Raw genomic sequence first — 24,443 nt, 5'->3', positions numbered from 1 at the left:
ATGGCCGCCGGGACAGGTCTTCCACCAGCGTTGCGGACCCTGTCCGGCCCACCAATATTGGTCTCCACCACTGGAATGACCTGCGGCGGCGCATATGAAACCCCGGCAGGGCCCGACGTACCCTTGCCGCCGTGAACCCACGTCGCCTGCCTCTCGGCCAGTACGCCGACCGCGTCCGCCGGCTGCCCGCCTCCTGCGGCCCCGTGCGCCTCGTCGGCATCGACGGGCACGCGGGTTCCGGGAAGTCGACGTTCGCGGTGCGGCTCGCCGAGGCGCTCGGCGGCGCGCCGGTGCTGCGGCTCGACGACCTCGCGAGCCACGACGCCCTCTTCGCCTGGACGGACCGGCTGCGCGAGCAGGTGCTCGGCCCGCTCTCCCGGGGCGACACGGCGCACTACGAGACCTACGACTGGCACGCCCGGCGCTTCGACACCGTGGCGGCGCTGCCGCCCGCGGACGTGGTCCTGGTCGAGGGCGTCGGCGCGGGCCGGCGCGCTCTGCGGCCCGCCCTGGCGCGGCTGTTGTGGATGGATCTGCCGGACGAGACGTCGTGGGCGCGCGGGCGGGCCCGGGACGGTGCGGCGCAGGACGCCTTCTGGGACGGCTGGATCCCAGCGGAACGCGAGCACTTCGCGCGGGACCCGTCCAGGCCCTTCGCCGACGAATTGGTACGAGAGTGCCCGCAGGGGTACGAGGTGCGCGAGGGGCTCGGTGGCGGACCGCGCGACCGCCCGACCGTCACTCAGGGTGATGAACCGCCAGCGGTGCGCTGACCCCCTCAGAATGGCCTTCCGCCACTTTCCCGGAGTGCCTCAACTCTGCTTGACCCAGGGGCCGTACAGGACTTACGTTCTCAATGTGCGGCCTTTCGGGACCGCCCCGAGACGCGAAGCCCCCGGTTGTTCCCCCGTGATCGGGGGCTTCGTTCTGCCCGCAATGCCCTTTCCCGGCCGCGCCGAGGCGCTCGCCGTTCACCCAGGGTCACCAAGCGGCACCGCGCTCACCTGCGCGAAATCCCTGGCTCTCCCAGCGATCCGGCACTGTCGCGCCCTACGGCCGACCAGCCCCCCGCAGGTACGATGCCTTCGGTGCGGCCAAGGAGCGGTTCCTGTCCGCATCGTGACAACTCCCGTCCATGACAATGCGGTTCATCGGGGGCACGGCTTGTGGGGGACGTGATGGACTTCGGCACCGGTGCGCCGACGGGCCCGGCCGACCTCGCCTGGCTGCGGGGCGTCGACGCGTACACGATGGGCGCGTATCCGCAGGCGGAGGAGGAGTTCCGGGCCGCTGTACGCCTGGATCCGGGGATGGCCGACGGCTGGCTCGGGCTGCACGCGCTGCGTATCGACACGACGACGGCACTGCTGCGGATGTTCCGGCACCGCGACCGGTTCGGGGAGCAGCGCACGCGGCATCGCCGCACGCTCAACTCCTGGTACTGGCTCGGCTGGTGGGTGCAGCCGGTCCTGGAGCATCCGCGCGACCTGCTCCTCGCGCACGCCTCGCACTGGCTCGACGGACGCCATGTGCCGGAGCTGGACCGGGCGCTTTCGACGCTGCCGCCGGCCGACGCGGATCCGCAGGTGCGCTTCCTGCACGCCTGCCGGGCGTACCTGGTCAAGGACTGGGACCAGTTGGTCCGGCAGACCGACTCCTTGATCGACGATCCGATGCTCGGTATCGAGGCCGGGCTCTTCGGCGGGATGGCACGGGTGCGCCTGGAGATGTACGGGCAGGCGGAGCCGCTGCTCTCCTCGGCCCTGATGCGCTGCCGCAGCGAGCAGCCGCAGCGCAAGGAGCTGCGGTACTGGCTGGCCAGGGCGCACGAGGGCACCGGTCGTTCGGCGGCGGCGATGCCGCTGTACCGGGCCGTGCACCGGGTCGACCCGGCGTTCATGGACACCTCGGCGCGGCTCGCGGCGATCGCCGAGGGCGATGGGTATGGGGACTTCCCGGACGGCCCGGACCTGGCCCCGCTCGCGCTGACGGGCTATCAGGACGGGATGGACGGCGGCGAGTCGGCCGAGCCGCTGTACGCGAGCGACGGGCTGGATCTGAAGGTCACCGAGCCCGATCTGCCGCCGCCGGGCGGCGCGGGCCCGGAGGACCCCGACATGGTCCGGGAGAAGGCGGTGGTGCCGGTCGAGGTGCCGCTGCCGCCGGGCCCCGCCGATCCGGTGCTGCTTGAGGAGGCGCTCTCCGAACTGGAGCTGATGGTGGGCCTGGAGCCCGTCAAGCGCCAGGTCAAGGCGCTCTCCGCGCAGCTGAACATGGCGCGTCTGCGCGCCGGGCAGGGTCTGCCGGTCCAGCCGCCGAAACGCCACTTCGTCTTCTCGGGCCCGTCGGGCACCGGCAAGACGACGGTCGCCCGGATCCTCGGCCGGGTGTTCTACGCCCTCGGACTGCTCGGCGGCGACCACCTCGTGGAGGCACAGCGCGCGGATCTGGTGGGCGAGTACCTGGGCCAGACCGCGGTGAAGGCGAACGAGCTGATCGACTCGGCGCTCGGCGGGGTGCTCTTCGTCGACGAGGCGTACGCGCTGTCCAACTCCGGGTACGGCAAGGGCGACGCGTACGGCGACGAGGCGCTGCAGGTCCTGCTGAAGCGGGCCGAGGACAACCGCGACCACCTCGTGGTGATCCTGGCCGGCTATCCGGAGGGCATGGACCGGCTGCTCGCGGCCAACCCCGGGCTGTCCTCGCGCTTCACGTCACGGGTCGACTTCCCCTCGTACCGTCCGCTGGAACTGACGTCGATCGGCGAGGTGCTGGCGGCGGAGAACGGGGACGCGTGGGACGAGGAGGCGCTCGACGAGCTGCGCTCCATCGCCGGGCACGTGGTGGAGCAGGGGTGGATCGACGAGCTGGGCAACGGGCGGTTCCTGCGGACGCTGTACGAGAAGTCGTGCGCGTACCGGGACCTGCGGCTCACCGGATACCTGACCGATCCCTCCCGGGACGACCTGGCCACCCTGCGGCTGCCCGACCTCATGCAGGCGTACGGGGAGGTGCTGTCCGGGAGGGGGCCGCAGGATCCCGCGATGTAGGGAGCCTGCGGCCGTCTCACCCGGTCGTTCGAAGGCAGCCTCTCAGGTGAGCGCCTCCTGCTTCCTGCGGGCCGCAGGGACCTGCGGTTCGTCCCGGTGCGCCGGATCGCGGACCTCGCCCACAAGGAGCTCCAGGACGTCCTCCAGCGCGACCAGGCCGAGGACACGGCCCGCCGCGTCCGCCACCTGGGCCAGGTGCGTGGCGGCCCGGCGCATCACCGTGAGGGCGTCGTCCAGGGGCAGTTCGGCGCGCAGCGTCGTCATGGGCCGCCAGATCTGCTGCGGGACGGCGCGGTCCGTGTCGGGGCCGTCGATGAGGTCCAGGACGTCCTTGATGTGCAGGTAGCCCATGAAGGCGCCGCCGTCCGCGCAGACCGGGAACCGGGAGTAGCCCGTACGGGCCGTCAGCGCGATGATCTCCGCCGGGGTGACGGAGGGGCCGACCGTGACCAGGTCCGAGCGGGCCAGGAGGACGTCGGTGACCGGGCGGGAGCCCAGCTCCAGGGCGTCCTCCAGGCGCTCCTGCTCCTCGGGGCCGAGCAGACCGGCCTGCCCGGAGTCCTCCACCAGGCGGTTGAGCTGCTCGCTGGTGAAGACCGCTTCGACCTCGTCCTTCGGCTCCACCCTGAACAGCTTCAGGACCAGGCGGGCGCAGGCGCCGAGCGCGATCGTGACCGGCTTGCAGAGCCGGGCGAAGGCGACCAGGCCCGGGCTGAACCAGAGCGCGGTCTTCTCGGGCGCCGCCATCGCCAGGTTCTTCGGCACCATCTCGCCGATGACGAGGTGCAGGGAGACCACCGCCGCCAGCGCGATGACGTAGCCCAGCGGGTGGATCACACCGTGCGGGATGTGGATCGCCTCGAAGACGGGTTCCAGCAGCTTCGCCACCGTGGGCTCCGCCACCGCGCCCAGCGTCAGCGAGCAGACGGTGATGCCGAACTGGGCCGCCGCCATCATCTGCGGCAGGTGCTCCAGGCCGTACAGGACCTGGCGGGCCCGCTTGCCGGGGAGGGGTTCGATCTGGCTGCGGCGGACCGAGACCAGGGCGAACTCCGCGCCGACGAAGAAGCCGTTGGCCAGCACCAGCAGGCCCGCGAAGAAGAGTTGCAGGGCGTTCATCGGGCCACCTCGAGGAGTGCCTGCGGAACGTCCGCGAGCTTGACGATACGGACCCGCTCGGCCCGGTAGTGGCCGACCTGGCGCACGGAGAGGCGCCAGCCGGGCAGTTCCGCCCGGTCGCCGGGGGCGGGGATGCGGCCCAGGAGATCGGCGACCAGGCCGGCCACGGTCTCGTAGGGGCCTTCGGGGACGTCGAGGCCTATGCGGCGCAGGATGTCCACGCGGCAGCTGCCGTCGGCCTCCCAGGCGGGCCGGCCGTCCTCGGGCGGAGCCGCCGCCAGTTCGGGCAGGTCGAGCCGGTCGTGCTCGTCGCGGACCTCGCCGACGAGTTCCTCCACGATGTCCTCCAGGGTGACGACCCCGGCCGTGCCGCCGTACTCGTCGACGACGACGGCGATGGGCTGCTCGCTGCGCAGGCGCGCGAGGAGCGGCTGGACGGGGAGGGACTCAGGGACCATGAGCGGGGCCTGTGCGATCCGGACGACGGGCGTGCGCAGCCGCTCGTGCGCCGACATCGCGAGGGCGTCCTTGAGGTGGACCATGCCGATGACCTCGTCGATCCGCTCCCGGTAGACGGGGAAGCGGGAGAGGCCGGTGGCGCGGGTCAGGTTGATGACGTCCTCCGCGGTCGCGGAGGACTGGAGCGCGCTGACCTTCACGCGCGGCGTCATGACGTGCTGCGCGGTCAGCTCACCGAGGGACAGGGTGCGCACGAACAGGTCGGCCGTGTCCTGCTCGAGGGCACCCGCCTGTGCGGAGTGCCGGGCGAGTGAGACCAGTTCGCCCGGGGTGCGGGCGGAGGCCAGTTCGTCGGCCGGTTCGACGCCGAGCATCCGCACGAGGCGGTTCGCGACCGTGTTGAGCAGGGCGATGACCGGGCGGAAGAGGCGGGCGAAGGCGTGCTGGGGGCCTGCCACGAAGCGGGCCACCTGGAGCGGCCTGGAGACCGCCCAGTTCTTCGGGACCAGTTCGCCGATCACCATCTGCACGGCGGACGCGAGCAGCATGCCGACGACGACGGAGGCGCCGCCGACGGCGCCCTCGGGGAGGCCGAGGGCGGTGAAGGGTCCGTGCAGCAGTTCGGCGAGGGCCGGTTCGGCGAGCATGCCGACGACCAGTGAGGTGATGGTGATGCCGAGCTGCGTGCCGGAGAGCTGGAAGGACAGCTCCTTGAGGGCTTCGACGACGGTGCGGGCGCGCTTGTCGCCGGCGTCCGCCGCCTGTTGGGCGTCCTGGCGTTCGACGGTGACGAGGCCGAACTCGGCCGCCACGAAGAATCCGTTGGCGAGGATCAGGAGGAGGGCTGCCGCGAGGAGCAGCAACGGGATGGTCATGCCGCCGCCTCCGGGGACGTACGCGCGAGAGGCGCGCTATGTCGGGAGGGGGCGGCGCAGGTACTGCCGGACGATCCGTCCATCGCTGGAGGGAGTCACTCCTTGACTAGCAGGAACCCCCGGCCACCCGTCCGGGCGCGTCAGGGGCGGAGCGTGCACACGACGCACGCTCCCCCACCAGATTAATCAAGTCCGGGGGGCGGGCGTCAGGGGCCCGGACCCCGACACAACCCCGAACCCGGACCCCGACCGCCACGAACCGACCACTCCGGCTGGGGACGAACCGAACGCCGACCACCACGAACCGACCCACACCGGCTGGGGACCCGGAGGTCGCCCGGCAGGGCGCGGTGGCCTGAGTCAGCCCTGGACCCCGGTTCGGGACTCGGTCAGGGCGCGCAGGGCCTTGGCATCGCGGATGGCGCTCTGGCGGGCGATGCCGGGCTGGATGCCCATCGCGGCCAGGCTGGTGCCGTCGGTCAGGTTCAGGAACACCCAGGGGTCGCCGGGGCGCAGGTTGACCTGGACGATCTCCGCCCAGGCGAGGCGCCGGCTGCGGGCGATGTTGACGACGGTGACGCCGTCCTCGTCGGCGACGACCTTGGGCCGCGCGAGCAGCCCGAGGACGCCCCAGAACAGGGCCGCGGTGAAGACGAAGCTGGTCCGCTCCGCCGGGCTCATGGTGTCCAGGACCAGCGCGATGACGGTGATCACGACGAAGCAGGCGGCGCCGAGCGCGTGCAGGATGACGCGGGTGCGCCCGGGCCGGAAGGTGACGGGAAGGGCGGGAGGGTCGAGGGGCTCGGGCATGGCTCGCGGTCCCTAGAGGCGGCAGGCGTGGATGGCCGTGGTGAGGATGGCCCGCGCGCCCAGGGCGTACAGGTCGTCCATGATGCGCTGCGCGTCCTTGGCGGGGACCATGGCGCGCACGGCGACCCAGCCCTCGTTGTGCAGCGGCGAGACGGTCGGCGACTCGAGGCCCGGGGTGAGGGCGACGGCCTTCTCCAGGTGCTCGGCGCGGCAGTCGTAATCCATCATCACGTACGTACGGGCGACCAGGACTCCCTGGAGCCGGCGCAGGAACTGCTGCACCTTGGGGTCCTCGGAGCCCTCGCCCTTGCGGCGGATGACGCACGCCTCGGACTTCATGATCGGCTCGCCGAAGACCTCAAGGCCCGCGTTGCGCAGCGAGGTGCCGGTCTCCACGACGTCCGCGATGGCGTCGGCGACACCGAGCTCGATGGCGGTCTCCACGGCGCCGTCGAGGTGCACGACGGAGGCGTCCACGCCGTGCTCGGCGAGGTACTTGCCGACGATGCCCTCGTACGACGTGGCGATCGTCTTGCCCGCCAGGTCGGCGAGGTCCTTGACGGCGCCGGGCCGGGAGGCGAAGCGGAAGGTGGAGCGGGCGAAGCCGAGCGGCAGGATCGTCTCGGCGTTGGCCCCGGAGTCGATCAGCAGGTCCTGGCCGGTGAGGCCGATGTCGAGCTTGCCCGAGGACACGTAGATCGCGATGTCCTTGGGGCGCAGGTAGAAGAACTCGACCTCGTTGCCCGGGTCGACCGTGACGAGTTCCTTGGATTCCTTGCGCTGGCGGTATCCGGCCTCATGGAGCATCGCCGACGCAGGTCCGGACAGTGAACCCTTGTTCGGGACGGCGATGCGCAGCATGAGGTCGGATTCCTTTGCGTGAAGGGTGGGTTGGGCGAGCGCGGCGGGCCGGCTCAGAGGTGGGCGTACACGTCGTCGAGGGAGATGCCGCGGGCGACCATCATCACCTGGACGTGGTAGAGCAGCTGCGAGATCTCCTCGGCGGCGGCTTCCTTGCCCTCGTGCTCGGCCGCCATCCAGACTTCGGCGGCCTCCTCGACGACCTTCTTGCCGATGGCATGGACGCCCTTGCCGACCAGCTCTGCGGTGCGGGAAGTGGCGGGGTCGCCGGTGGCGGCCTTCTGCTGGAGCTCGGTGAAGAGCTCCTCGAACGTCTTATTGGACATGGTGGTCCCTACTTTACGCGGCCCTGCCGAGCCGTTAACGCCAGGGCTCGGAGACGGTACGCAGCGTGGTGGCGGTGGCCACGGCCGCGGTGACCGCTTCGTGCCCCTTGTCCTCGCGGGAGCCCTCGATGCCCGCGCGGTCCAAGGCCTGCTCCTCGGTGTCGCAGGTCAGCACGCCGAAGCCGACGGGGACGCCGGTGTCGATGGAGACCTGGGTGAGGCCCTGGGTGACGCCCTGGCACACGTACTCGAAGTGCGGGGTGCCGCCACGGATGACGACGCCGAGCGCGACGATCGCGTCGTAACCGCGGCCCGCGAGGACCTTGGCGACGACCGGCAGCTCGAAGCTGCCGGGGACGCGAAGCACGGTGGGCTCGCTGATGCCCAGCTCGGTCAGGGCGCGCAGGGCGCCGTCGACGAGACCGTCCATGACCTTCTCGTGCCACTGGGCGGCGATGACGGCCACGCGCAGGTCGCCGCAGTTCTTCACACTCAGTTCGGGGGCACCCTTGCCGCTCACGCGCTTCTCCTCGTACGTACGTAGATGAATTAAGGGGGTTGCAGAGTTACTGGTCGGTGCAGGCGGACGTCTTGGGCGTGTCCAGCCAGGGCAGGTCGTGGCCCATCCGGTCCCGCTTGGTGCGCAGGTAGCGCAGGTTGTGCTCGCCTGCCGTGATCGGCATCGGTTCGCGGGCGGTGACCGTGAGGCCGTGCCGGGTGAGGGCGTCGGTCTTGTCGGGGTTGTTGGTCATCAGGCGCACGGTGCGCACGCCCAGGTCATCGAGGATCTGGGCGCCGGCCGCGTAGTCGCGGGCGTCGGCGGGCAGGCCCAGCTCCAGGTTGGCGTCGAGGGTGTCACGGCCGCGCTCCTGGAGCTCGTAGGCGCGCAGCTTGGAGAGCAGGCCGATGCCGCGGCCCTCGTGGCCGCGCAGGTAGACGACCACGCCCCGCCCGTTCTCCACGATGCGGCGCATGGATTCCTCCAGCTGGGGGCCGCAGTCGCAGCGCAGCGAGTGGAAGACGTCGCCGGTAAGGCACTCGGAGTGGATGCGCACGAGGACGGGCTCGGTGTCGTCCGTGTCGTGTGTGTCGCCTGTGTCGCCTGGGGTGTCACCCACCTCGCCGTGGACGAGGGCGACGTGCTCGACGCCGTCGACCGTGGAGCGGTAGCCGTACGCCGTGAACTCTCCGAAGGCGGTGGGGAGTTGGACGGTGGCCTCGCGCTTGACCGTGGGCTCGGCGGAGCGGCGGTAGGCGATCAGGTCCTCGATGGAGATGATCGTCAGGCCGTGCTTGCGGGCGAACGGGATCAGCTCGGGCAGGCGCAGCATGACGCCGTCCTCACCGGCGATCTCGACGATGGCGCCGGCGGGGCGCAGGCCCGCGAGGCGGGCGAGGTCGACGGCGGCCTCGGTGTGGCCGTTCCTGGCCAGGACACCGCCCGCCTTGGCGCGCAGCGGGAAGATGTGGCCGGGGCGGACGAAGTCGCCCGGCTGCGCGGTGCCGCCCGCGAGGAGGCGGAGCGTGGCGGCGCGGTCGGCGGCGGAGATGCCGGTGGTGACGCCGTGCGCGCCGGACGCGTCGACGGAGACGGTGAACGCGGTCTTCATCGACTCGGTGTTGTTGCCGACCATCTGCGGGAGGTCGAGCCGGTCCAGTTCGTCGCCCTCCATGGGGGCGCAGATCAGGCCGCGGCACTCGCTCATCATGAAGGCGACGATCTCGGGCGTGATCTTCTCGGCGGCGACGACGAGGTCGCCCTCGTTCTCCCGGTCCTCGTCGTCGACGACCACGACGGGGCGGCCCGCGGCGATGTCGCGCAGGGCCTGCTCGACCGGGTCGAGGCTCAGGTCGGCATCGGCGGACACGTCGTACAGGTGGGCTGCGGTGCTCATGCGTGGGCTCCTTCGAGCGCGGGGGCGGTGGCCGCGGCGGCGCGGGACCGCAGCCACCAGTCGCGCATGCCCCACAGGACGAGCGCGCCGTAGATGACGTAGACGAAGCCGGAGAAGGCGAAGCCGTTGGCGAAGTTCAGCGGGACGCCGACGAGGTCGACGAGGAGCCAGGCGAACCAGAACTCGACCATGCCGCGGGCCTGGGCGTACATGGCCACGACGGTGCCGACGAAGATGTACGCGTCCGGCCACGGGTCCCAGGACAGCGTCGGGAACGCGGTGAACAGGCCGCCGACGGCGAGGGTGCCGAGAGCCGCGGCGCCGACGAGCGCGCCGCGCTCGCGCCAGGTGGCGAACCGGACGGCGATCGAGCCGTCCTGCGCCGTGCCCTTGCCGCGGTTCCACTGCCACCAGCCGAAGAGGGCGACGACGATGACGACGAGCTGCTTGCCCGCGCTGCCGGAGAGGTGGGCGGTGGCGAACGCGGTCAGCAGGATCGCGCCGGATATCAGCTGGGCGGGCCAGGTCCAGATGGAGCGGCGCCAGCCGAGCGCGAGAGCGATCAGGCCGATGGTGTTGCCGATCATGTCCGACCAGAGGATGTGCTGGTCGAAGAGGGTGAACGCTTCGGTGTTGAGCCAGTTCACTGGGTGCCCCCCTGAGTGCCTTCCCGGCCGTTCTCCCGGTCGCTGCCCTGGTAACCGAGCATCCGCTCGACGTATTTCGCGAGGACGTCGACCTCGAGGTTGACCGGGTCGCCGGGCTGCTTGATGCCGAGCGTGGTCAGGTCGAGGGTGGTGGGGATGAGGCTGAGGGTGAAGTAGTCGGCGCCCGCCTCGACGACGGTCAGGCTCACGCCGTCGACGGTGATGGAGCCCTTCTCGACGACGTAGCGGGCCAGCTCGGCGGGGAGCGAGATCTTGACGATCTCCCAGTGCGTGGAGGGGAGGCGCTCGATGATCGTGCCGGTGCCGTCGACGTGGCCCTGCACGATGTGGCCGCCGAAGCGGCCGTCGGCGATCATCGGCCGTTCGAGGTTGACGCGGGAGCCCGTGCCCAGCGCGCCGAGGCTGGAGCGCTTGAGGGTCTCGGCCATGACGTCCGCCGTGAACGAGTCGCCGTCGTGCTCCACGACCGTGAGACAGACCCCGTTGACCGCGATGGAGTCACCGTGCTTGGCGCCTTCGGTGACGACGGGGCCGCGGACGCGGAAGCGGGATGCCTCGACCGGGCTGCCGAAATTCTCGACCGCCGTGATCTCGCCCAGCTCTTCGACGATTCCGGTGAACACTTCCCGGGTCCTCCCTCTTCGGGGCGTGGACTCCGGGGCACTGTCGTTCGACGACGACAGAACGTACGGGCTGCGACACCGGTCACCGGGAGCGACACCGAACGACGGGACCGCCCACCTGGGGTGGACGATGCCCGAAACAGACGGCGACGCGCACCGAGAGGTGCCCGCCCGCCGCGCACTGCCTCCCATCCGGACTTTAACCGTCGGTCCAGGAATTTCACCTGGTCAACCGGCCACTGGAAGTGACCGGGTCGCGGACTGTAACCGCCGGTTCGGACTTTCACCGACCCCGGAGTGCGCTGCTTCTGGTACACGGCCAGTGTGCCACGTCCGATCGATGTGCATGCATGCGAATGCTGTGGGCTGACTCACAGGCCACTTCGATGGTTTTCGCCGGTGACCGGGAATACCGGCCGGCCTGCCTGATCGCGGGCCCTGCGAGCCGTTCTGGCAGGCTGAGGGCGTGACGACTTCGCCAGAACCGGGCCGGACGGCCGAGGAGTTCGAGAGCCTTCGCCCGCGGATGTTCGGGCTCGCCTACCGGATGCTGGGTTCCGCCGAGGAGGCGCAGGACACGGTCCAGGACGCGTACCTGCGGCTGAGCGCCACCGAGCCGGGGGCGGTCGGGCATCTGGGTGGCTGGCTCGCCAAGGTCGTCACGAACCTCTGCCTCAACCGCCTCACCTCGGCCCGCGTCCGGCGTGAGCAGTACGCGGGCCCCTGGCTGCCCGAGCCCGTCCTCACCTCGGACGGCACGCTCGGCCCGATGGAGTCGGCCGAGCGCCGCGACTCCGTGTCGTACGCCCTGCTGCTGCTCCTGGAGAAGCTGACCCCGACGGAGCGGGCGGTGTACGTGCTGCGGGAGGCGTTCGCGTACGACTACCGGGAGATCGCCGGGGTCCTCGGCCTGGGCGAGGCGAACTGCCGTCAGCTGTACCGGCGGGCGGCGGCCCGGGTCACGACGCCGGACGCCAGGTTCGAGCCGTCCGAGCGGGTGCACCGCGAGTTGGTGGAGGCGTTCGTCGGGGCCGCCCGGGCCGGTGATCTGACGGCCCTGGAGAAGACCCTGGCCGCCGATGTGAGCTGGTGGGGCGATGGCGGCGGCAAGGTCAGCGCCGCGCGCCGGCCGGTCGAGGGGCGCGAGAAGGTGCTGCGGTTCCTGCTCGGCACCCGGGAGCGGTTCCCGGCGGACCTGGAGGTCACGGTCGCCGAGGTCAACGGGGACGCGGCGGTGGTCGCCACGACCGGGGACGCGGTCTTCGCGGTCGTCACGTTCGATGTGCGCGAGGGCGCCATCGTGACCGCGCGGGCCGTGATGAACCCGGACAAACTCGGGTTCGTCACCCGGCAACTGGCCGCATCCTGAACCCCCGCCCGAAATTGGTCCCCCACGGTTGTCACGTTCGCGCCGTCCCGTCGGTTCTCAGCTGGTGACGGGCGCTCCACGAGGGAGCGTCCCGCGTCCGAAGGAGCTGATGCAGCGGTGACCACGATCCTGGTGACCGGGGGTACCGGAACGCTCGGCCGGCTCGTCACCGAGCGGCTGCGCGGCGACGGGCACGAGGTGCGGGTGCTGAGCCGGAGCGCCGAGCCGTACGCGGTGGACCTGCGGGAGGGCGGGCCCGCGCTGGGCCGGGCCGTCGACGGTGTGGACGCGATCGTGCACTGCGCCTCGACGCCGCGGGGCGGTGACGAGCGGGCGGCGCGCCATCTGATCGAGGCCGCGCGCGGGGCCGGTGTACCGCACCTCGTCTACATCTCGATCGTCGGCGTGGACCGGGTGCCGCTCGGCTACTACAAGGCGAAGCACGCGGTGGAGTGGCTGATCGAGGAGTCCGGGCTCGGCTGGACGGTGCTGCGCACGACGCAGTTCCACGATCTCGTCCGCACGATGCTGGAGAGCTTCGCGAAGTCGCCGGTGATGCTGCTCCCCGCGCACATCGACGACCAGCCGATCGAGGTGGCCGAAGTGGCGGACCGGCTGGCCGAGCTGGCGCTCGGCGCGCCCGCGGGGCGGGTGGCCGACATGGGCGGGCCCGAGGTCCGCTCGTTCCCCGACCTGGCCCGTGCGTATCTGCGTGCGGAGGGCAAGCGGCGACCGGTGCTCAGCGTTCCGCTGGCGGGCAAGACGTACCGCTCGTTCCGCACGGGCGGCCATCTGGCCCCGGAACAGGCCGTGGGCAAGGGCACGTTCGAGGAGTACCTGGACAAGCGCGTCACGCGCTGACCCGGGCGAGGCCGGGCGCCGGGCATCCGGGGCTCAGCTCCCGACGACGGGCGCCCGGTCCCCCACTCCCGGCAGCGGGCACCCGCCCCCGCCCCTAGGCGGCGGCCCCCCGGCCCCCCGGGCCGAAGACGTCCTCCTGGGCGGCCTCGCGGGCCATCAGCAGCGCGCCGCGTAGTACCGCTTCGCCGCCGAGCGCTCCCGCTCGTACCTCCGTCGCGAGCGGCGACATCGCCGTCAGCCGCTCCGCGACCCGCCGCGCCAGCGCCTCGCCCCCGGCCCGTCCGACCTCCCCGGCCAGCACCACGCACCCGGGGTCGAGCACCGCCACGACGGCGGCGGCGCCCAGGACCACCCGGTCGGCCAGGGCGTCGAGGAACCCGTCCGCGCCGGATGCCACGGCGTCCCGCACCACGCCGGCCGCTCGCTCCACCGGCTGCCCGGGGCCCACGAGGCCGTGCGCGGCGGCCAGTTCGAGGAGGGCGGCGGATCCGGCCAAAGAGTGGAAGCCGCCGTCGCACCGGGTGGCGGAGGGCAGCCCGGCCGTTCCCGGCACGGGCAGGAACCCCACCTCCCCGGTCCCGCCGGAGGCGCCGCGCCGCAGCTTGCCGTCGAGCACGACCGACGCGCCGATGCCCAGGCCGAGCCAGAGCAGCACGAAGGTGTCCCGGTCCGCGGTGGCCCCGTCGCGCTGCTCGGCGAGGGCCGCGAGGTTCGTCTCGTTCTCCACCAGCACCCGCGCGGGGAGCCGCTCCTGGAGCGCCGCGACCAGCTGCCGGTGCCATTCGGGCAGGCCGGAGGAGTCGCGCAGCTCGCCCGAGGCCGGGTCGATCAGCCCGGGGGCGCCGACGCCGACCGTGTGCAGCCGCTCGGCGCCGGCCTCCTTAGCCGTACGTTCCAGGAGGGCGACCGCACGCTCGACCGCGGCGCCCGTCTCCTCGCCGGGCTCGACGGGCAGCTCCGCCCGGGCGAGCACCGCGCCGAGCAGGTCGGCGACGACGAGCCGGACGCCCTCGGTGCGCACGTCGAGCGCCGCGAGGTGCGCGCGGTCGGCGACGATCCCGTACAGCCGGGCGTTCGGGCCGCGCCGCTGGGCGCCCGCCTCCCCGACGACGGTGACGAGCCCGGAGGCGGTGAGCCGCTCGACGAGGTCGGCGACGGTGGGCCGGGAGAGGCCGGTGCGGTCCTTCAACTGCCCTGCGGTGAGCGGGCCTTCGTCCTGGAGGAAGCGCAGCGCGAGCCGGTCGTTGATGGCTCGGGCAGTCCTCGGCGATGCGGGCATGGCCGGATCCTACGCCGAAAGGGGGTAACTATCAGGCAGGGTTCCTGATAGTTTACGGCGGCGCCGCGCCACTACGGAGGCGCATGGGACACGCGCGGGGCGCGTATGGGGACGTACTGGGAGGGGCCCACCGGATGAGCGAAGTGACCTACACGCTGGGGAACGTGAAGCGGGCGCGTTATGCCGTCGCGACCGTCTTCTGCGTCCACGGGGCGGTGACCGGGTCTTTCGCGACCCGCGTGCCCTGGATCCAGGACCATGCGGGCGTGAGCGCGGGCCAGTTGGGTCTGGCGCTCGCCTTCCCGGCGATCGGCGCGTCGGTGGCGATGCCGCTGGCCGGCAGCGTGAGCCACCGGTTCGGCGCGCGGACGGCGCTGCGCGGGCTGCTCGCCCTGTGGACGCTGGCCCTGGTCCTGCCCTCGCTCGCCCCGAACCTGCTCACGCTCTGCGCGGTCCTCTTCGTCTACGGAGCCTCGGCCGGCATGTCGGACGTGGCGATGAACGCGCTCGGCGTGGAGATCGAGACCCGGCTCGACAAATCGATCATGTCGGGCCTGCACGGCATGTGGAGCGTGGGGGCGCTCATCGGCTCGGCGGGCGGCACGCTCGCCGCGCACATGGGCGCCGACGCCAGGCTGCATCACCTGCTGGCCGCGGCGGTGCTCACGGCGGCTGGGCTCATCGCCTGCCAGTGGGTGCTCGACCTGCGGCCCACGGAGGACGAGGAGCCGCCGCCGCGCTTCGCGCTGCCGCCGAAGTCCGCGCTGCTCATCGGCGCGGTCGGGTTCTGCGCCGTCTTCGCGGAGGGCGCGAGCCTGGACTGGTCGGCGGTGTATCTGCGGGACGTGCTCGACACCTCTGCGGGGCTCGCGGCCGCCTGCACCACGGCGTTCACGCTCACCATGGCGGTGGCCCGGATCGCGGGGGACGCCGTGGTGGACCGGTTCGGCGCGGTGCGCACCGTGCGGGTGAGCGGTGTCATGGCCACGGCCGGCGCGCTGCTCGTGGTCCTGGCCCCGAATCCGCCGGTCGCGATGGCCGGTTTCGGCCTGCTGGGTCTCGGCATCGCGGTCGTCGTGCCGCTCGCCTTCGCGGCGGCCGGGCGCAGCGGACCGAACCCGAGCCAGGCCATCGCGGGCGTCGCCACGATCACGTACACCTCGGGCCTCATCGCGCCGTCGGCCATCGGCACGGTCGCGGACGCTACGAGCCTGGTGGTGTCGTTCGGGCTGGTGACGGCGCTGACCTGCGGTCTGATGGTGTTCGCGGGCGTGCTGCGCGGCGCCGACCGCACCCGCGCGGCGGAGCCGGACCCGTCCGTGGTCCACACGAAGTAACGTCCCCCGCACGCTCCCACCGGCCCCCGGCCACCGGCCACCGGCCCCCGGCTCAGGCGTCGGGGGCCGGTGGACGTGGGTCACCCGGCGATCGAGTCCAGCTGCTCGGCCGCGGGCCGCAGCGCCCACAGGTCACCGCCGGGCGGCGCCTGAAGTTTCGGGACGGCCCTGCGCGCGGCCGCGTCCCCCGCGTCGGCGGCGGCCTGTACGACGTCGCTCGCGGCGAAGCGGTGGAACTCCAGCTCCGGGTGCGGCCAGGCACGCTCGCCCGTCGCCGCGGGCAGCAGGTAGTCGACGGCCCTGAACAGGCTCTGCCCGTTGGGCCCTTCGTGGCTCCACAGGTCGACGCCGACGTGCCGTCCGATGGCGGCGAGCCGCGTATAGGCGACGAGGTCGAAGGTCGAGTAGTGCCAGCTGCGGGTGCGCGCGAGCTCCTGCGGTTGGGTGCCGTCGCCCGCGATCTGCGCGTCGATGCGCTTGCCGCGGGCGTCGAGGACGGTGCGGCGCGCGAGATCCCGGTCACCGGTCGCGTAGGCGAGGGCGGCGACCTGCATGTCGTAGAAGGTGCCGTGGTTGTTGTCGGCGGCGCCCTCCTGCTTGCCGAAGTCGCTGTGCACGAGCCAGTCGAGGAAGTCCTTGTTCCACTGCCCCATGCCCGCGCGGTCGGCCTTCGACCAGCCCGGGGCTCCGGTGGCGAGGAGGGCGACGGCGTCGACGACGCTCGTGTACGACTGCGAGAAGTCGATGATGCCGATGGCCCGGCCGTCGTACTTGCAGGGGATGAACTGGGCGTGGTCCAGGTTCGGGTTCATCTGCGTGCCGGCGTCGAGGAACCAGGTGCGCAGGACCTGCCCGGCCTTGACCGCATACTGCTTCCTGCCCGTGTAGTACCAGGCCAGGGTGAGGTCGTACGTGGAGTCGAAGACCTTCTCGACGTCCTGCCGGTCGGTGCCGGTGTCGACCTCGGGGTTGCGCTGCCCGTCGCGCTGCACGTACGGGCAGCCCCAGGGGTTGTCGGCGGTGGGGCTCGTGGTGGGCCACCAGTACGGGGCCTGGCTGAGGTAGTCGTGGACGTCGCCGCCCGGCGCGGGCTTCGGCTTGTCGACGACGGTCCACGGGCCCTGGTCCAGCCATCCGTCGGCGCGCGTCGTCAAGTCCCGTACCGCACGCCTGAGTTGCCGGTCGCCATGGTCGAGGCGGAGCTTCGTCTGCTGGAGTCGCTTGCCGTCGAGGACAGCGGTTCCGGGGGCTGCTTCGCGAGCGGCGGCGTCCGCGGCCGGGATCAGGACGGCCGCCAGAGCGGCCGCGGCCGCGCCGATGCGCATCCGACGTCTTGCACGCAACGGTCCTGCACACATCGGTCCCGCACGCATCGGTCCTGCACGCATCGGTCCTGCACGCATCACACGACTCCACTCAGACATGTATCTGAACGATGTTCACGGATAAGTGCGAGTGAGCGTAGACCTCCGCCCGCACCGCAACAAGAAGGGCGTCACGTCCTCGTACGTACGTGCACTTACGTGCCTCTAACATGAAGCGATCGTTTCGAGCCACGGAAACCACAGAAAGCAGAACTCACATGGACCTCGGCGTGCGCTGGAAACTGCACGGCGACGGGCGCACCCCGGCCCCCGGTGCCGTCGTCCGCCCCGACGAGCGGCTGTCGTGGCCGCGCACGATCGGCCTCGGCGCGCAGCACGTGGTCGCCATGTTCGGCGCCTCGTTCGTCGCGCCCGTCCTGATGGGGCTCGACCCGAACCTCGCCATCATGATGTCCGGCGTCGCGACGGTGATCTTCCTGCTCGCCACGCGCGGCCGGGTCCCCAGCTACCTGGGCTGTTCGCTCTCCTTCGTGGGCGTCGCGGCCGTGATCCGGGCGCAGGGCGGCTCCAGCGCCACCGTGACGGGGGCCGTCTTCGTCGTCGGTGTCGTGCTGTTCCTCGTGGGCGTCGCGGTGCAGCGGTTCGGGGCGCGGATCATCCATGCCGCGATGCCGCCGATCGTCACCGGCGCGGTCGTCATGCTGATCGGCTTCAACCTGGCGCCGGTCACGGCCTCCACGTACTGGCCGGCCGACCAGTGGACGGCGCTCCTCGTGATGCTGTTCACCGGTCTGGCCGTGGTGTGCCTGCGCGGTTTCTGGTCACGCATCGCGATCTTCCTCGGCCTGATCTTCGGCTACGTCATCTCCTGGCTCTTCGACCGGATCTTCGGCAAGATCCACTCGGTCAACGGCGGCACCGAGGCCGTCGACCACTGGCGTCTGGACTTCTCCGCGGTCGGCAAAGCGGACTGGATCGGCCTGCCCACCTTCCACGGGCCGTCCTTCGAATGGTCCGCGATCCTCGTCGCGCTGCCCGTGGTCATCGCCCTGATCGCGGAGAACGCCGGGCACGTGAAGGCCGTCGGCGAGATGACCGGCGACAACCTGGACGCCAAGCTCGGCACCGCGATCTCCGCGGACGGCGCCGCCTCGATGCTCTCCACCGCGGTCGGCGGCCCGCCCAACACCACGTACTCCGAGAACATCGGCGTCATGGCCGCGACCCGCGTCTACTCGACGGCGGCCTACTGGGCGGCGGCCGGTTTCGCCCTCCTCTTCGGCCTGTGCCCCAAGTTCGGCGCGATCGTCGCGGCGATCCCGGGCGGCGTCCTCGGCGGCATCACCGTCATCCTCTACGGCATGATCGGCCTGCTCGGCGCGCAGATCTGGATCAACGCCAAGGTGGATCTGCGCAACCCGCTGAACCTGGTGCCGGCCGCCGCGGGCATCATCATCGGCGTCGGCAACGTCTCCCTGAAGTTCACCGACACCTTCTCCCTCAGCGGTATCGCCCTCGGCACGATCGTCGTGATCACCGGCTACCACGCACTGCGCGCGATGGCCCCCGCGCACCTCAAGTCGCAGGAGCCCCTGCTGGATTCGGGCACATCGACGTACGACAAGAACGACAAGGCGTAACCCCGGACCGGCCGGCCGTTCGCTCGTTATGGGGAAGCGTCCGGCAGGCCGGCACCGGCGCCGGCCCACGGCTGCGACCCTTCGTCCATGGCGCAGCTGGAACGGTCCGCAACGACGCACACTCCGGCCGGGGCCGGGGTCGACGCGGTGATCGCGCGGATGCGCGCGCTCGCCCTGGACCTGCCGCCCCGGGACGGTGTGGCGGTCTTCAACCGGGTCTATCTCTCTGTCACGGAGGCGGTCGGCCGGGCCATCGACAGCGGTCCCGCGGGCGGTTTCCCGGACCGGACCGCGGCGATCACGCTGGACGTCCGCTTCGCCGAGCGCTATCTCACGGCGGTCGACGCGGCGTCCCCCGGGGACCGCGGTCCCGCGTGCTGGCGCCCGTTGCTCCAGTTCCGCCGCCATCCCGGCGTACGTCCGCTGCAGTTCGCGCTCGCGGGCATCAATGCGCACATCGGCCACGATCTGGCGCTTGCCGTAGTGGACGCCTGTCGTACGCTCGACTGCGCACCGGCCGCGCTGGAGGACGAGTTCGAGCGCGTGGGTGACCTCCTCGTCACGCTGGAGGAGCACATCCGCGAAGAGCTGATGCCGGGCCCCGATCTGCTCCAGGTCGCCGATCCCCTCACCCATCTGCTCGGCTCGTGGAGCCTGGAGCGGGCCCGCGACGCCGCGTGGGGCGCCGCCCGCGCCCTGTGGGCCCTGCGCGAACTGCCGGGTGTGGCAGCCGAGTTCGCCCATCGTCTCGACACCTCGGTGGGCCTGGTGAGCCGCATGCTGCTCACCCCGCTCCCCGACTGAGCATCGCCCCGCGCGCACGGAACTCCCCGGCAGCAGCTGCACGTTGAACGGTGTGACACCCGAAGCGTTCCGATGCGCATGCGACGAAGGAGCACGGTATGGCGACCCGACTCGGCCTCGGCCTCCCGCAGATGCAGCAGTACGACCTCGGCCGTGACGTCCCCGAGGTGGCGCGCGCCGCGGAGGCCACCGGGTACGACAGCCTGTGGGTCTTCGAGCGGATCCTGTTCCCCGAGCCCGCCCGGCAGGGGCTCTACGGGATCCCGGGGCTGCCCTGGCCCGACCACTATCGCTCGGTCGCCGACCCGCTCGTCACGCTCACCCTCGCCGCTGCCGCCACCTCCCGCGCCCGGCTCGGCACGAGCGTCCTGGTGGCGCCGCTGCACGGACCTTTCCAACTGGCCCGTTCCCTCGCCTCGTTGGACGCGGCGAGCGGCGGGCGGGTCGTCGCCGGTCTCGGCACCGGCTGGTCGCACGACGAGTACGCGGCGGCGGCCGTGGCCCCCTTCGAGCGGCGCGGCAAGGTCCTGGACGAGCTGATCGAGGTGTGCCGCGCGGTGTGGGGCCCGGACCCGGTGACGTACGAGGGCGAGCTGACGACCATCGCCCCGTCCGTGGTCGGGCCCAAGCCGGCCGGCCCGCTCCCGATCCTCCTTCCGGCGAACACCCCGCGGGCGGCGCGCCGCCTTGTGGACCACGCGGACGGCTGGATGCCCGCGGCCGCCGGCGTCGAGCCCCTCAAGAAGCAGTGGGCGGACCTGCGGGCCCTGGCGGAGGAGCGGGGCCGCACGGCTCCGCTCCAGAGCGTGCTGCGGGCGAACACGCTCTATACGCGTGAGACGTACACGGCCGACGACCGCCGCCCGTTCCAGGGCAGCACCGATCAGATCGTCGAGGACCTTCACGCCCACAGCGAGGTCGGCCTGGAGGAGATCCTCGTCGAGCTCCAGGGCCCGCTCCGCGACGCCCAGGAGCTGAAGGACGTCGCGTCGGAGGTGTACGAGAAGGCGCGGGCCGCCGGGATCTAGTCGGGACCCGGTCGGCATCCGGCCGGGATCTAGTCCTCCGGGAGCTCCACGGGCGCGATCTCGTCGTACACGTCGCCGGGGCCGGGGTTGGTCGCGTCCGTGGCGCCGCCCAGGTGGTGCATCACGCCCCATACGGCGTTGAGCGCGGTCTGCACGGCGCCCTCGGCCCAGCCGGCCGTCCAGGAGATGTCGTCGCCGGCGAGGAAGATGCCGCGCCGGTCCTCGGGCAGCCGGTCCTGCATGAAGTGGGTGAACAGGCGCCGCTGGTAGCGGTAGTGCCCCGGCAGGTTCGCCTTGAAGGCGCCCATGAAGTAGGGCTCGTTCTCCCAGGACACGGTCACCGGGTTGCCGATGATGTGCCCCCGGATGTCGACCTTGGGATAGATCTCTCCGAGCGACTTGAGCATGACTTCGAGCCGCTCGCCGGCGGAGAGCGGCAGCCACTTCAGGCTGTCGTCGCACCACGTGTAGGAGAGGCAGATGACAGCGGGCTTGTCCGGCCCGTCGTCCAGCAGATACGTACCGCGCGTCATCCGGTCGGTGAGCGTCATCGACATGATGTCGCGGCCGGTGGTCTCGTCCTTGTCCAGCCAGAACGGCCGGTCGACCGGGACGAACAGCTTGCTGGACTCCATGTAGTGGGTCCGCTCGATCGCCGTCCAGTGGTCGATCGGGAACAGCGCGTCGTCGCAAGCCACCTTGGAGAGCAGCATCCACGACTGCGCGGTGAAGATCGCGGCCCGGTACGTACGGATGTCACCGTCGGCGTCCGTGACCGTGATGTGGTTGCCCGCGGTGCGGGCGAGCCGGGTCACCGCGGGCCGCGGTGTGCGGTCCGCGTGCAGCGACGCGAGCGAGGTACCGGGAGCCCAGTGCACGATCTTCCCGGGCTCGCGCTCCCACAGCCGCAGCGGCAACTGCTGCGAGCCGCCGACGATGCCGCGGTGGTGGTCGTCGGCCTCGGTGTAGACGACGCGCAGGATCTCCAGGATCGAGTTCGGGAAGTCGGTGTCCCAGCCGCCGGTGCCGAAGCCGACCTGGCCGAAGATCTCCCGGTGCCGAAAGGATTTGAACGCCTCGGAGTCGCACAGGAACCCGTAGAAGGTCTGGTTGTCGAGCTTCTCGACGAGCTGCGACCAGATCTCCCGGATGCGCGGCACGTCGCGCTCGCGCATCGCCTGGTTCATGTCGGTGAAGTCGGCGCCGTCCTCCAGGCAGGCGTTCCACGCGGCGGCGACGTCGCGGTAGACCTGCGGCAGGTCGTCGATCGTCTCGGCGTAGTGGCTCTCGCCCTTGAGGTCGACGACGGTCGAGGGGGTCGCCGGGGAGAGGGGGTTGGGGAACGCCCGGGTCCGCAGGCCCACCAGGTCGATGTAGTGCTGGAGCGCCGTCGACGACGGCGGGAAGCGCATCGCGCCCATCTCGGCGCTGAGCCCGGCCGCGTCGGGCGGCGTCCCGTCGAAGCCGACCGTCCGCAGCCGGCCGCCGATCTTGTCCGCCTCGTACACGACGGGCTTGAGGCCCATCTTCATCAGCTCGTACGCGGCGACGATGCCGGACAGGCCGCCGCCGATGACCGCGACCTCGGTGCCGTGCTCGGTCGCCGGTATCTGCCCGAGGCCCGCGGGGTGGGCGAGGAAGTCGTCGTACGCGTAAGGGAAGTCCGGGCCGAACATGGTGATCGGCGGCTGCGCTTCGGTGTGCTGGACGGCGGTGGGCACCGTGGACGTCATGGGGTACGGGCTCCTTGCGGATACGGGTGCGCGGCGACGACGGCATGGTTGTGCTCAGCGACGTACGACGTACGACGTACGACATACGACTGGGAGGGAGGGTCGCCGGGGACTGCCCGCGACCGGTACGACGGTACGTTTCCGTCAGGCCGGCGGGGAAGACCGGTCCGTTGCGTCTGTGCGTGCGATCCGTTGCGCGCGCCGGGCCCGGAACGGCGATCTGTTGCGCGGGATCAGACGGGAGAGCCCGAGGTGAAGCGGCGCATCAGCGGGGAGAGTACGAGCACGGACTTGGTCCGCTCGACGAACGGCTCCCCCGCGATCCGCTCCAGGACCCGCTCGAAGTGCCGCATGTCGGAGGCGAAGACCTGGACGAGGGCGTCCGCCTCACCGGTGACGGTGGAGGCGGCGGCGACCTCGGGATACCGCTCCAGGCCCCGCCGGATCGCGTCCGGCGAGGTGTTGCGGCGGCAGTAGATCTCGATGAACCCCTCGGTCTCCCAGCCGAGCGCGGCCGGGTCGACCCGCACGGTGAAACCGGTGATCGCCCCGGTGGCCCGCAGCCGGTCCACGCGCCGCTTCACGGCGGGCGCGGAGAGGCCGACGAGCTGTCCGATGTCGGCGTAGGAGCGGCGGGCGTCCTCGGCGAGGGCGTGCACGATGCGTTCGTCGAGATCGTTCAGCAAGGCAGGCGGTTCACTTCTGTGTTTCCGAGGCTTCGGCGGCCGCGGGAGCCGCGAGACGGGAGCGACGCATCCCGTAGCAGAAGTAGAACACGAGGCCGACGGCCATCCAGACACCGAAGACGATCCAGGTGATCACGGACAGACTGCCCATCATCCACAGGCAGAGCCCGAAGCCGATGACCGGCAGCACCGGCGAGAGCGGCACCCGGAAAGTGCGCTTCATGTCCGGCCGGGTCCGGCGCAGCACGATCACGGCGATGTTGACCAGGGCGAAGGCGAAGAGCGTGCCGATGCTCGTGGCGTCGGCGAGCTGGCCGAGCGGGATGGCCGCGGCGAGCACCCCGCAGAACAGGGAGACGATGACGGTGTTGACGCGCGGCGTCCCGCTCTTCGGGTGGACCTTGGAGAACACCTTGGGCACGAGCCCGTCGCGGCTCATCGCGAACAGGACGCGGGTCTGCCCGTAGAGCACGGTCAGGACGACGGACGCGATGGCGATGACCGCGCCGGCGGCGAGCAGCGTCGCCCAGAACGACTGGCCCGTCACGTCCTTCATGATCCCGGCGAGCGCGGCCTCCGAGTCGCTGAACTGCTTCCACGGCCGGGCTCCGACGGCGACCGCGGCGACGAGGACGTACAGCGCGGTGACGATGACGAGGGAGAGCATGATGGCGCGCGGCAGATCGCGCTGCGAGTTCTTGGCCTCCTCACCCGCGGTGGAGGCGGCGTCGAAGCCGATGTAGGAGAAGAACAGCGTGGCCCCGGCGGCGCTGACGCCGGCCATCCCGAGCGGCATGAAGTGCTCGTAGTTGCCGGACTGGAAGCCCTTGAGGCCGATGGCGCAGAACAGCAGCAGCGCCACGATCTTCACCGCGACCATGATCGTGTTGGCGCGGGCGGACTCCCTGGCGCCGCCGAGCAGGAACGCCATGGCGAGCAGCACCACGAGGAGCGCGGGCAGGTTGAAGACGCCGCCGTCGCCGGGCGGCGCGGAGAGCGCGTCCGGGATGGTGACGCCGATGGTGCCGTCTAGCAGCTCGTTGAGGTACTCGCCCCAGCCGACGGCGACGGCCGCGACGGAGACCCCGTACTCCAGGACCAGGCACCAGCCGCAGACCCAGGCGATCAGCTCGCCCATCGTTGCGTATGCGTACGAGTACGAGGAGCCCGCGACCGGGATGGAGCCGGCCAGCTCGGCGTAGGAGAGGGCCGAGAAGAGGGCGGTCAGGCCCGCGATCACGAAGGACAGCGTGACGGCGGGGCCGGCCTTCGGGACCGCCTCGCCGAGGACGACGAAGATGCCGGTGCCCAGCGTCGCGCCGATGCTGATCATGGTCAGCTGCCACAGTCCGAGCGAGCGCCGCAGCGAGCCGCCCTCACCCCGCCCGCCCTCGTCGACCAGGCGTTCCACCGGCTTGCGGCGCATCAGACGGGCGCCGAGGCCCGCGGCTGCGGGGTCGGTCTGCGGGGTGCGCGGGGGTGCGCCGTGGTCGAGCACGGACTGGCTCCTTCATCGCTGCCGGTTGGGGTCGGGGCGGGGCGAGGGAGCGCATGGCGGTGGTCACACTCCGACCCGGACCGCCGCGCAGGAGTCCCCCGCCGTGCCACGTACAGCGGATGACTCTAGAGGACATGACTTCCCAGCTGTAATGCAGCAACCTTGCGCGCCCGCGGGTGATCGTTGCGCGGATCGCC

The 24,443-nt window shown here is 71.5% G+C and carries 22 protein-coding genes and 1 riboswitch; of the genes, 8 read left to right on the top strand and 14 right to left on the bottom strand.

Annotated elements, in window-relative coordinates; genetic code table 11:
- Positions 1-131 precede the first annotated feature (131 nt).
- Complete coding sequence (locus ABD366_RS38680; protein WP_324775661.1) at positions 132-773, top strand: uridine kinase family protein; 642 nt, start codon at positions 132-134, stop codon at positions 771-773.
- Positions 774-1,178: 405 nt separating this feature from the next.
- On the top strand, positions 1,179-3,050 hold the full coding sequence (locus ABD366_RS38675) for an AAA family ATPase (protein ID WP_324775659.1): 1,872 nt from the start codon (positions 1,179-1,181) through the stop codon (positions 3,048-3,050).
- Between the two features lie 42 nt (positions 3,051-3,092).
- Here the strand turns inward: ABD366_RS38675 and ABD366_RS38670 are convergent, their stop codons facing one another.
- The 9 genes from ABD366_RS38670 to ABD366_RS38630 all read right to left on the bottom strand — a co-directional run bounded on the left by ABD366_RS38670 (position 3,093) and on the right by ABD366_RS38630 (position 10,686).
- Positions 3,093-4,169, bottom strand: coding sequence for a hemolysin family protein (locus ABD366_RS38670; RefSeq protein ID WP_324775657.1), 1,077 nt, complete (start codon positions 4,167-4,169; stop codon positions 3,093-3,095).
- Positions 4,166-5,503 (bottom strand): hemolysin family protein, encoded by a 1,338-nt coding sequence (locus tag ABD366_RS38665; protein WP_324775655.1) that lies wholly within the window; start codon positions 5,501-5,503, stop codon positions 4,166-4,168. The genes ABD366_RS38670 and ABD366_RS38665 overlap by 4 nt, the downstream gene beginning before the upstream one ends.
- A 360-nt stretch (positions 5,504-5,863) precedes the next feature.
- Entirely contained in the window at positions 5,864-6,313 is a 450-nt protein-coding gene (locus ABD366_RS38660) for a PH domain-containing protein (protein ID WP_324775653.1), read from the bottom strand.
- 12 nt (positions 6,314-6,325) lie between these two features.
- Positions 6,326-7,174: an ATP phosphoribosyltransferase gene (gene hisG / locus ABD366_RS38655; RefSeq protein WP_324775651.1), complete on the bottom strand. Its 849-nt coding sequence runs from the start codon at positions 7,172-7,174 to the stop codon at positions 6,326-6,328.
- A gap of 53 nt (positions 7,175-7,227) precedes the next feature.
- Complete coding sequence (locus tag ABD366_RS38650; protein WP_324775649.1) at positions 7,228-7,500, bottom strand: phosphoribosyl-ATP diphosphatase; 273 nt, start codon at positions 7,498-7,500, stop codon at positions 7,228-7,230.
- A 34-nt stretch (positions 7,501-7,534) separates the two neighbouring features.
- Positions 7,535-8,020 carry a 6,7-dimethyl-8-ribityllumazine synthase gene (gene ribH / locus ABD366_RS38645; RefSeq protein WP_324775647.1) on the bottom strand — a complete coding sequence of 162 codons (486 nt, stop codon included), beginning with the start codon at positions 8,018-8,020 and terminating at the stop codon, positions 7,535-7,537.
- Positions 8,021-8,066: 46 nt separating this feature from the next.
- Positions 8,067-9,395, bottom strand: a complete 1,329-nt coding sequence (locus ABD366_RS38640; RefSeq protein ID WP_324775643.1) for a bifunctional 3,4-dihydroxy-2-butanone-4-phosphate synthase/GTP cyclohydrolase II — start codon at positions 9,393-9,395, stop codon at positions 8,067-8,069.
- Entirely contained in the window at positions 9,392-10,042 is a 651-nt protein-coding gene (locus ABD366_RS38635; RefSeq protein ID WP_324775641.1) for a nicotinamide mononucleotide transporter family protein, read from the bottom strand. Before ABD366_RS38635 ends, ABD366_RS38640 begins: the two co-directional genes overlap by 4 nt.
- Positions 10,039-10,686: a riboflavin synthase gene (locus tag ABD366_RS38630; protein ID WP_324775639.1), complete on the bottom strand. Its 648-nt coding sequence runs from the start codon at positions 10,684-10,686 to the stop codon at positions 10,039-10,041. Before ABD366_RS38630 ends, ABD366_RS38635 begins: the two co-directional genes overlap by 4 nt.
- A gap of 174 nt (positions 10,687-10,860) precedes the next feature.
- Positions 10,861-10,991, bottom strand: a riboswitch (FMN riboswitch).
- A 161-nt stretch (positions 10,992-11,152) separates the two neighbouring features.
- Here ABD366_RS38630 and ABD366_RS38625 point away from each other — a divergent pair.
- Both ABD366_RS38625 and ABD366_RS38620 read left to right on the top strand, forming a co-directional pair.
- On the top strand, positions 11,153-12,055 hold the full coding sequence (locus ABD366_RS38625) for an RNA polymerase sigma-70 factor (RefSeq protein WP_324775637.1): 903 nt from the start codon (positions 11,153-11,155) through the stop codon (positions 12,053-12,055).
- A gap of 117 nt (positions 12,056-12,172) precedes the next feature.
- Entirely contained in the window at positions 12,173-12,916 is a 744-nt protein-coding gene (locus ABD366_RS38620; RefSeq protein WP_324775635.1) for an SDR family oxidoreductase, read from the top strand.
- 94 nt (positions 12,917-13,010) lie between these two features.
- On the opposite strand, the gene ABD366_RS38615 is transcribed toward ABD366_RS38620, so the two are convergent.
- A complete protein-coding gene (locus tag ABD366_RS38615; RefSeq protein ID WP_324775633.1) occupies positions 13,011-14,195 on the bottom strand; it encodes an ROK family transcriptional regulator in 1,185 nt (394 codons plus the stop codon).
- Between the two features lie 134 nt (positions 14,196-14,329).
- Here ABD366_RS38615 and ABD366_RS38610 point away from each other — a divergent pair, with 134 nt between their 5' ends.
- On the top strand, positions 14,330-15,532 hold the full coding sequence (locus ABD366_RS38610) for an MFS transporter (RefSeq protein ID WP_324775631.1): 1,203 nt from the start codon (positions 14,330-14,332) through the stop codon (positions 15,530-15,532).
- A gap of 80 nt (positions 15,533-15,612) precedes the next feature.
- Here the strand turns inward: ABD366_RS38610 and ABD366_RS38605 are convergent, their stop codons facing one another.
- The gene (locus ABD366_RS38605; protein ID WP_324775668.1) at positions 15,613-16,857 is read right to left on the bottom strand and encodes an alginate lyase family protein; all 1,245 of its coding nucleotides are present in this window, start codon (positions 16,855-16,857) and stop codon (positions 15,613-15,615) included.
- A 257-nt stretch (positions 16,858-17,114) separates the two neighbouring features.
- Here ABD366_RS38605 and ABD366_RS38600 point away from each other — a divergent pair, with 257 nt between their 5' ends.
- The 3 genes from ABD366_RS38600 to ABD366_RS38590 all read left to right on the top strand — a co-directional run bounded on the left by ABD366_RS38600 (position 17,115) and on the right by ABD366_RS38590 (position 20,329).
- Positions 17,115-18,497, top strand: coding sequence for a uracil-xanthine permease family protein (locus tag ABD366_RS38600; protein WP_324775629.1), 1,383 nt, complete (start codon positions 17,115-17,117; stop codon positions 18,495-18,497).
- Between the two features lie 87 nt (positions 18,498-18,584).
- Positions 18,585-19,301, top strand: coding sequence for a DUF5995 family protein (locus ABD366_RS38595; protein WP_324775627.1), 717 nt, complete (start codon positions 18,585-18,587; stop codon positions 19,299-19,301).
- Positions 19,302-19,399: 98 nt separating this feature from the next.
- Positions 19,400-20,329, top strand: a complete 930-nt coding sequence (locus tag ABD366_RS38590) for an LLM class F420-dependent oxidoreductase (protein WP_324775625.1) — start codon at positions 19,400-19,402, stop codon at positions 20,327-20,329.
- A 29-nt stretch (positions 20,330-20,358) separates the two neighbouring features.
- Here the strand turns inward: ABD366_RS38590 and ABD366_RS38585 are convergent, their stop codons facing one another.
- The 3 genes from ABD366_RS38585 to ABD366_RS38575 all read right to left on the bottom strand — a co-directional run bounded on the left by ABD366_RS38585 (position 20,359) and on the right by ABD366_RS38575 (position 24,246).
- Positions 20,359-22,062 carry a flavin monoamine oxidase family protein gene (locus ABD366_RS38585; RefSeq protein WP_324775623.1) on the bottom strand — a complete coding sequence of 568 codons (1,704 nt, stop codon included), beginning with the start codon at positions 22,060-22,062 and terminating at the stop codon, positions 20,359-20,361.
- Between the two features lie 233 nt (positions 22,063-22,295).
- Entirely contained in the window at positions 22,296-22,748 is a 453-nt protein-coding gene (locus ABD366_RS38580; RefSeq protein ID WP_324775621.1) for an Lrp/AsnC family transcriptional regulator, read from the bottom strand.
- Positions 22,749-22,758: 10 nt separating this feature from the next.
- Positions 22,759-24,246 (bottom strand): amino acid permease, encoded by a 1,488-nt coding sequence (locus ABD366_RS38575; protein ID WP_324775619.1) that lies wholly within the window; start codon positions 24,244-24,246, stop codon positions 22,759-22,761.
- Positions 24,247-24,443: the final 197 nt, after the last annotated feature.

Origin of the sequence: Streptomyces kunmingensis (assembly GCF_039533535.1) — a bacterium.
In the GTDB taxonomy this organism is placed as follows: Bacteria; Actinomycetota; Actinomycetes; order Streptomycetales; family Streptomycetaceae; genus Streptomyces; species Streptomyces kunmingensis.
The sequence above is the reverse complement of the archived record's forward strand: the minus strand, read 5'-3'. Positions and strand labels throughout refer to the sequence as shown.

What these genes read in the sequence shown, in the direction of transcription:
- ABD366_RS38675 (WP_324775659.1), top strand. Translation starts at nt 1,179, where the DNA reads ATGGACTTCGGCACCGGTGCGCCGACGGGCCCGGCCGACCTCGCCTGG.
- ABD366_RS38670 (WP_324775657.1), bottom strand. Translation starts at nt 4,169, where the DNA reads ATGAACGCCCTGCAACTCTTCTTCGCGGGCCTGCTGGTGCTGGCCAAC.
- ABD366_RS38665 (WP_324775655.1), bottom strand. Translation starts at nt 5,503, where the DNA reads ATGACCATCCCGTTGCTGCTCCTCGCGGCAGCCCTCCTCCTGATCCTC.
- ABD366_RS38660 (WP_324775653.1), bottom strand. Translation starts at nt 6,313, where the DNA reads ATGCCCGAGCCCCTCGACCCTCCCGCCCTTCCCGTCACCTTCCGGCCC.
- hisG (WP_324775651.1), bottom strand. Translation starts at nt 7,174, where the DNA reads ATGCTGCGCATCGCCGTCCCGAACAAGGGTTCACTGTCCGGACCTGCG.
- ABD366_RS38650 (WP_324775649.1), bottom strand. Translation starts at nt 7,500, where the DNA reads ATGTCCAATAAGACGTTCGAGGAGCTCTTCACCGAGCTCCAGCAGAAG.
- ABD366_RS38640 (WP_324775643.1), bottom strand. Translation starts at nt 9,395, where the DNA reads ATGAGCACCGCAGCCCACCTGTACGACGTGTCCGCCGATGCCGACCTG.
- ABD366_RS38615 (WP_324775633.1), bottom strand. Translation starts at nt 14,195, where the DNA reads ATGCCCGCATCGCCGAGGACTGCCCGAGCCATCAACGACCGGCTCGCG.
- ABD366_RS38610 (WP_324775631.1), top strand. Translation starts at nt 14,330, where the DNA reads ATGAGCGAAGTGACCTACACGCTGGGGAACGTGAAGCGGGCGCGTTAT.
- ABD366_RS38605 (WP_324775668.1), bottom strand. Translation starts at nt 16,857, where the DNA reads ATGCGCATCGGCGCGGCCGCGGCCGCTCTGGCGGCCGTCCTGATCCCG.
- ABD366_RS38600 (WP_324775629.1), top strand. Translation starts at nt 17,115, where the DNA reads ATGGACCTCGGCGTGCGCTGGAAACTGCACGGCGACGGGCGCACCCCG.
- ABD366_RS38595 (WP_324775627.1), top strand. Translation starts at nt 18,585, where the DNA reads ATGGCGCAGCTGGAACGGTCCGCAACGACGCACACTCCGGCCGGGGCC.
- ABD366_RS38590 (WP_324775625.1), top strand. Translation starts at nt 19,400, where the DNA reads ATGGCGACCCGACTCGGCCTCGGCCTCCCGCAGATGCAGCAGTACGAC.
- ABD366_RS38585 (WP_324775623.1), bottom strand. Translation starts at nt 22,062, where the DNA reads ATGACGTCCACGGTGCCCACCGCCGTCCAGCACACCGAAGCGCAGCCG.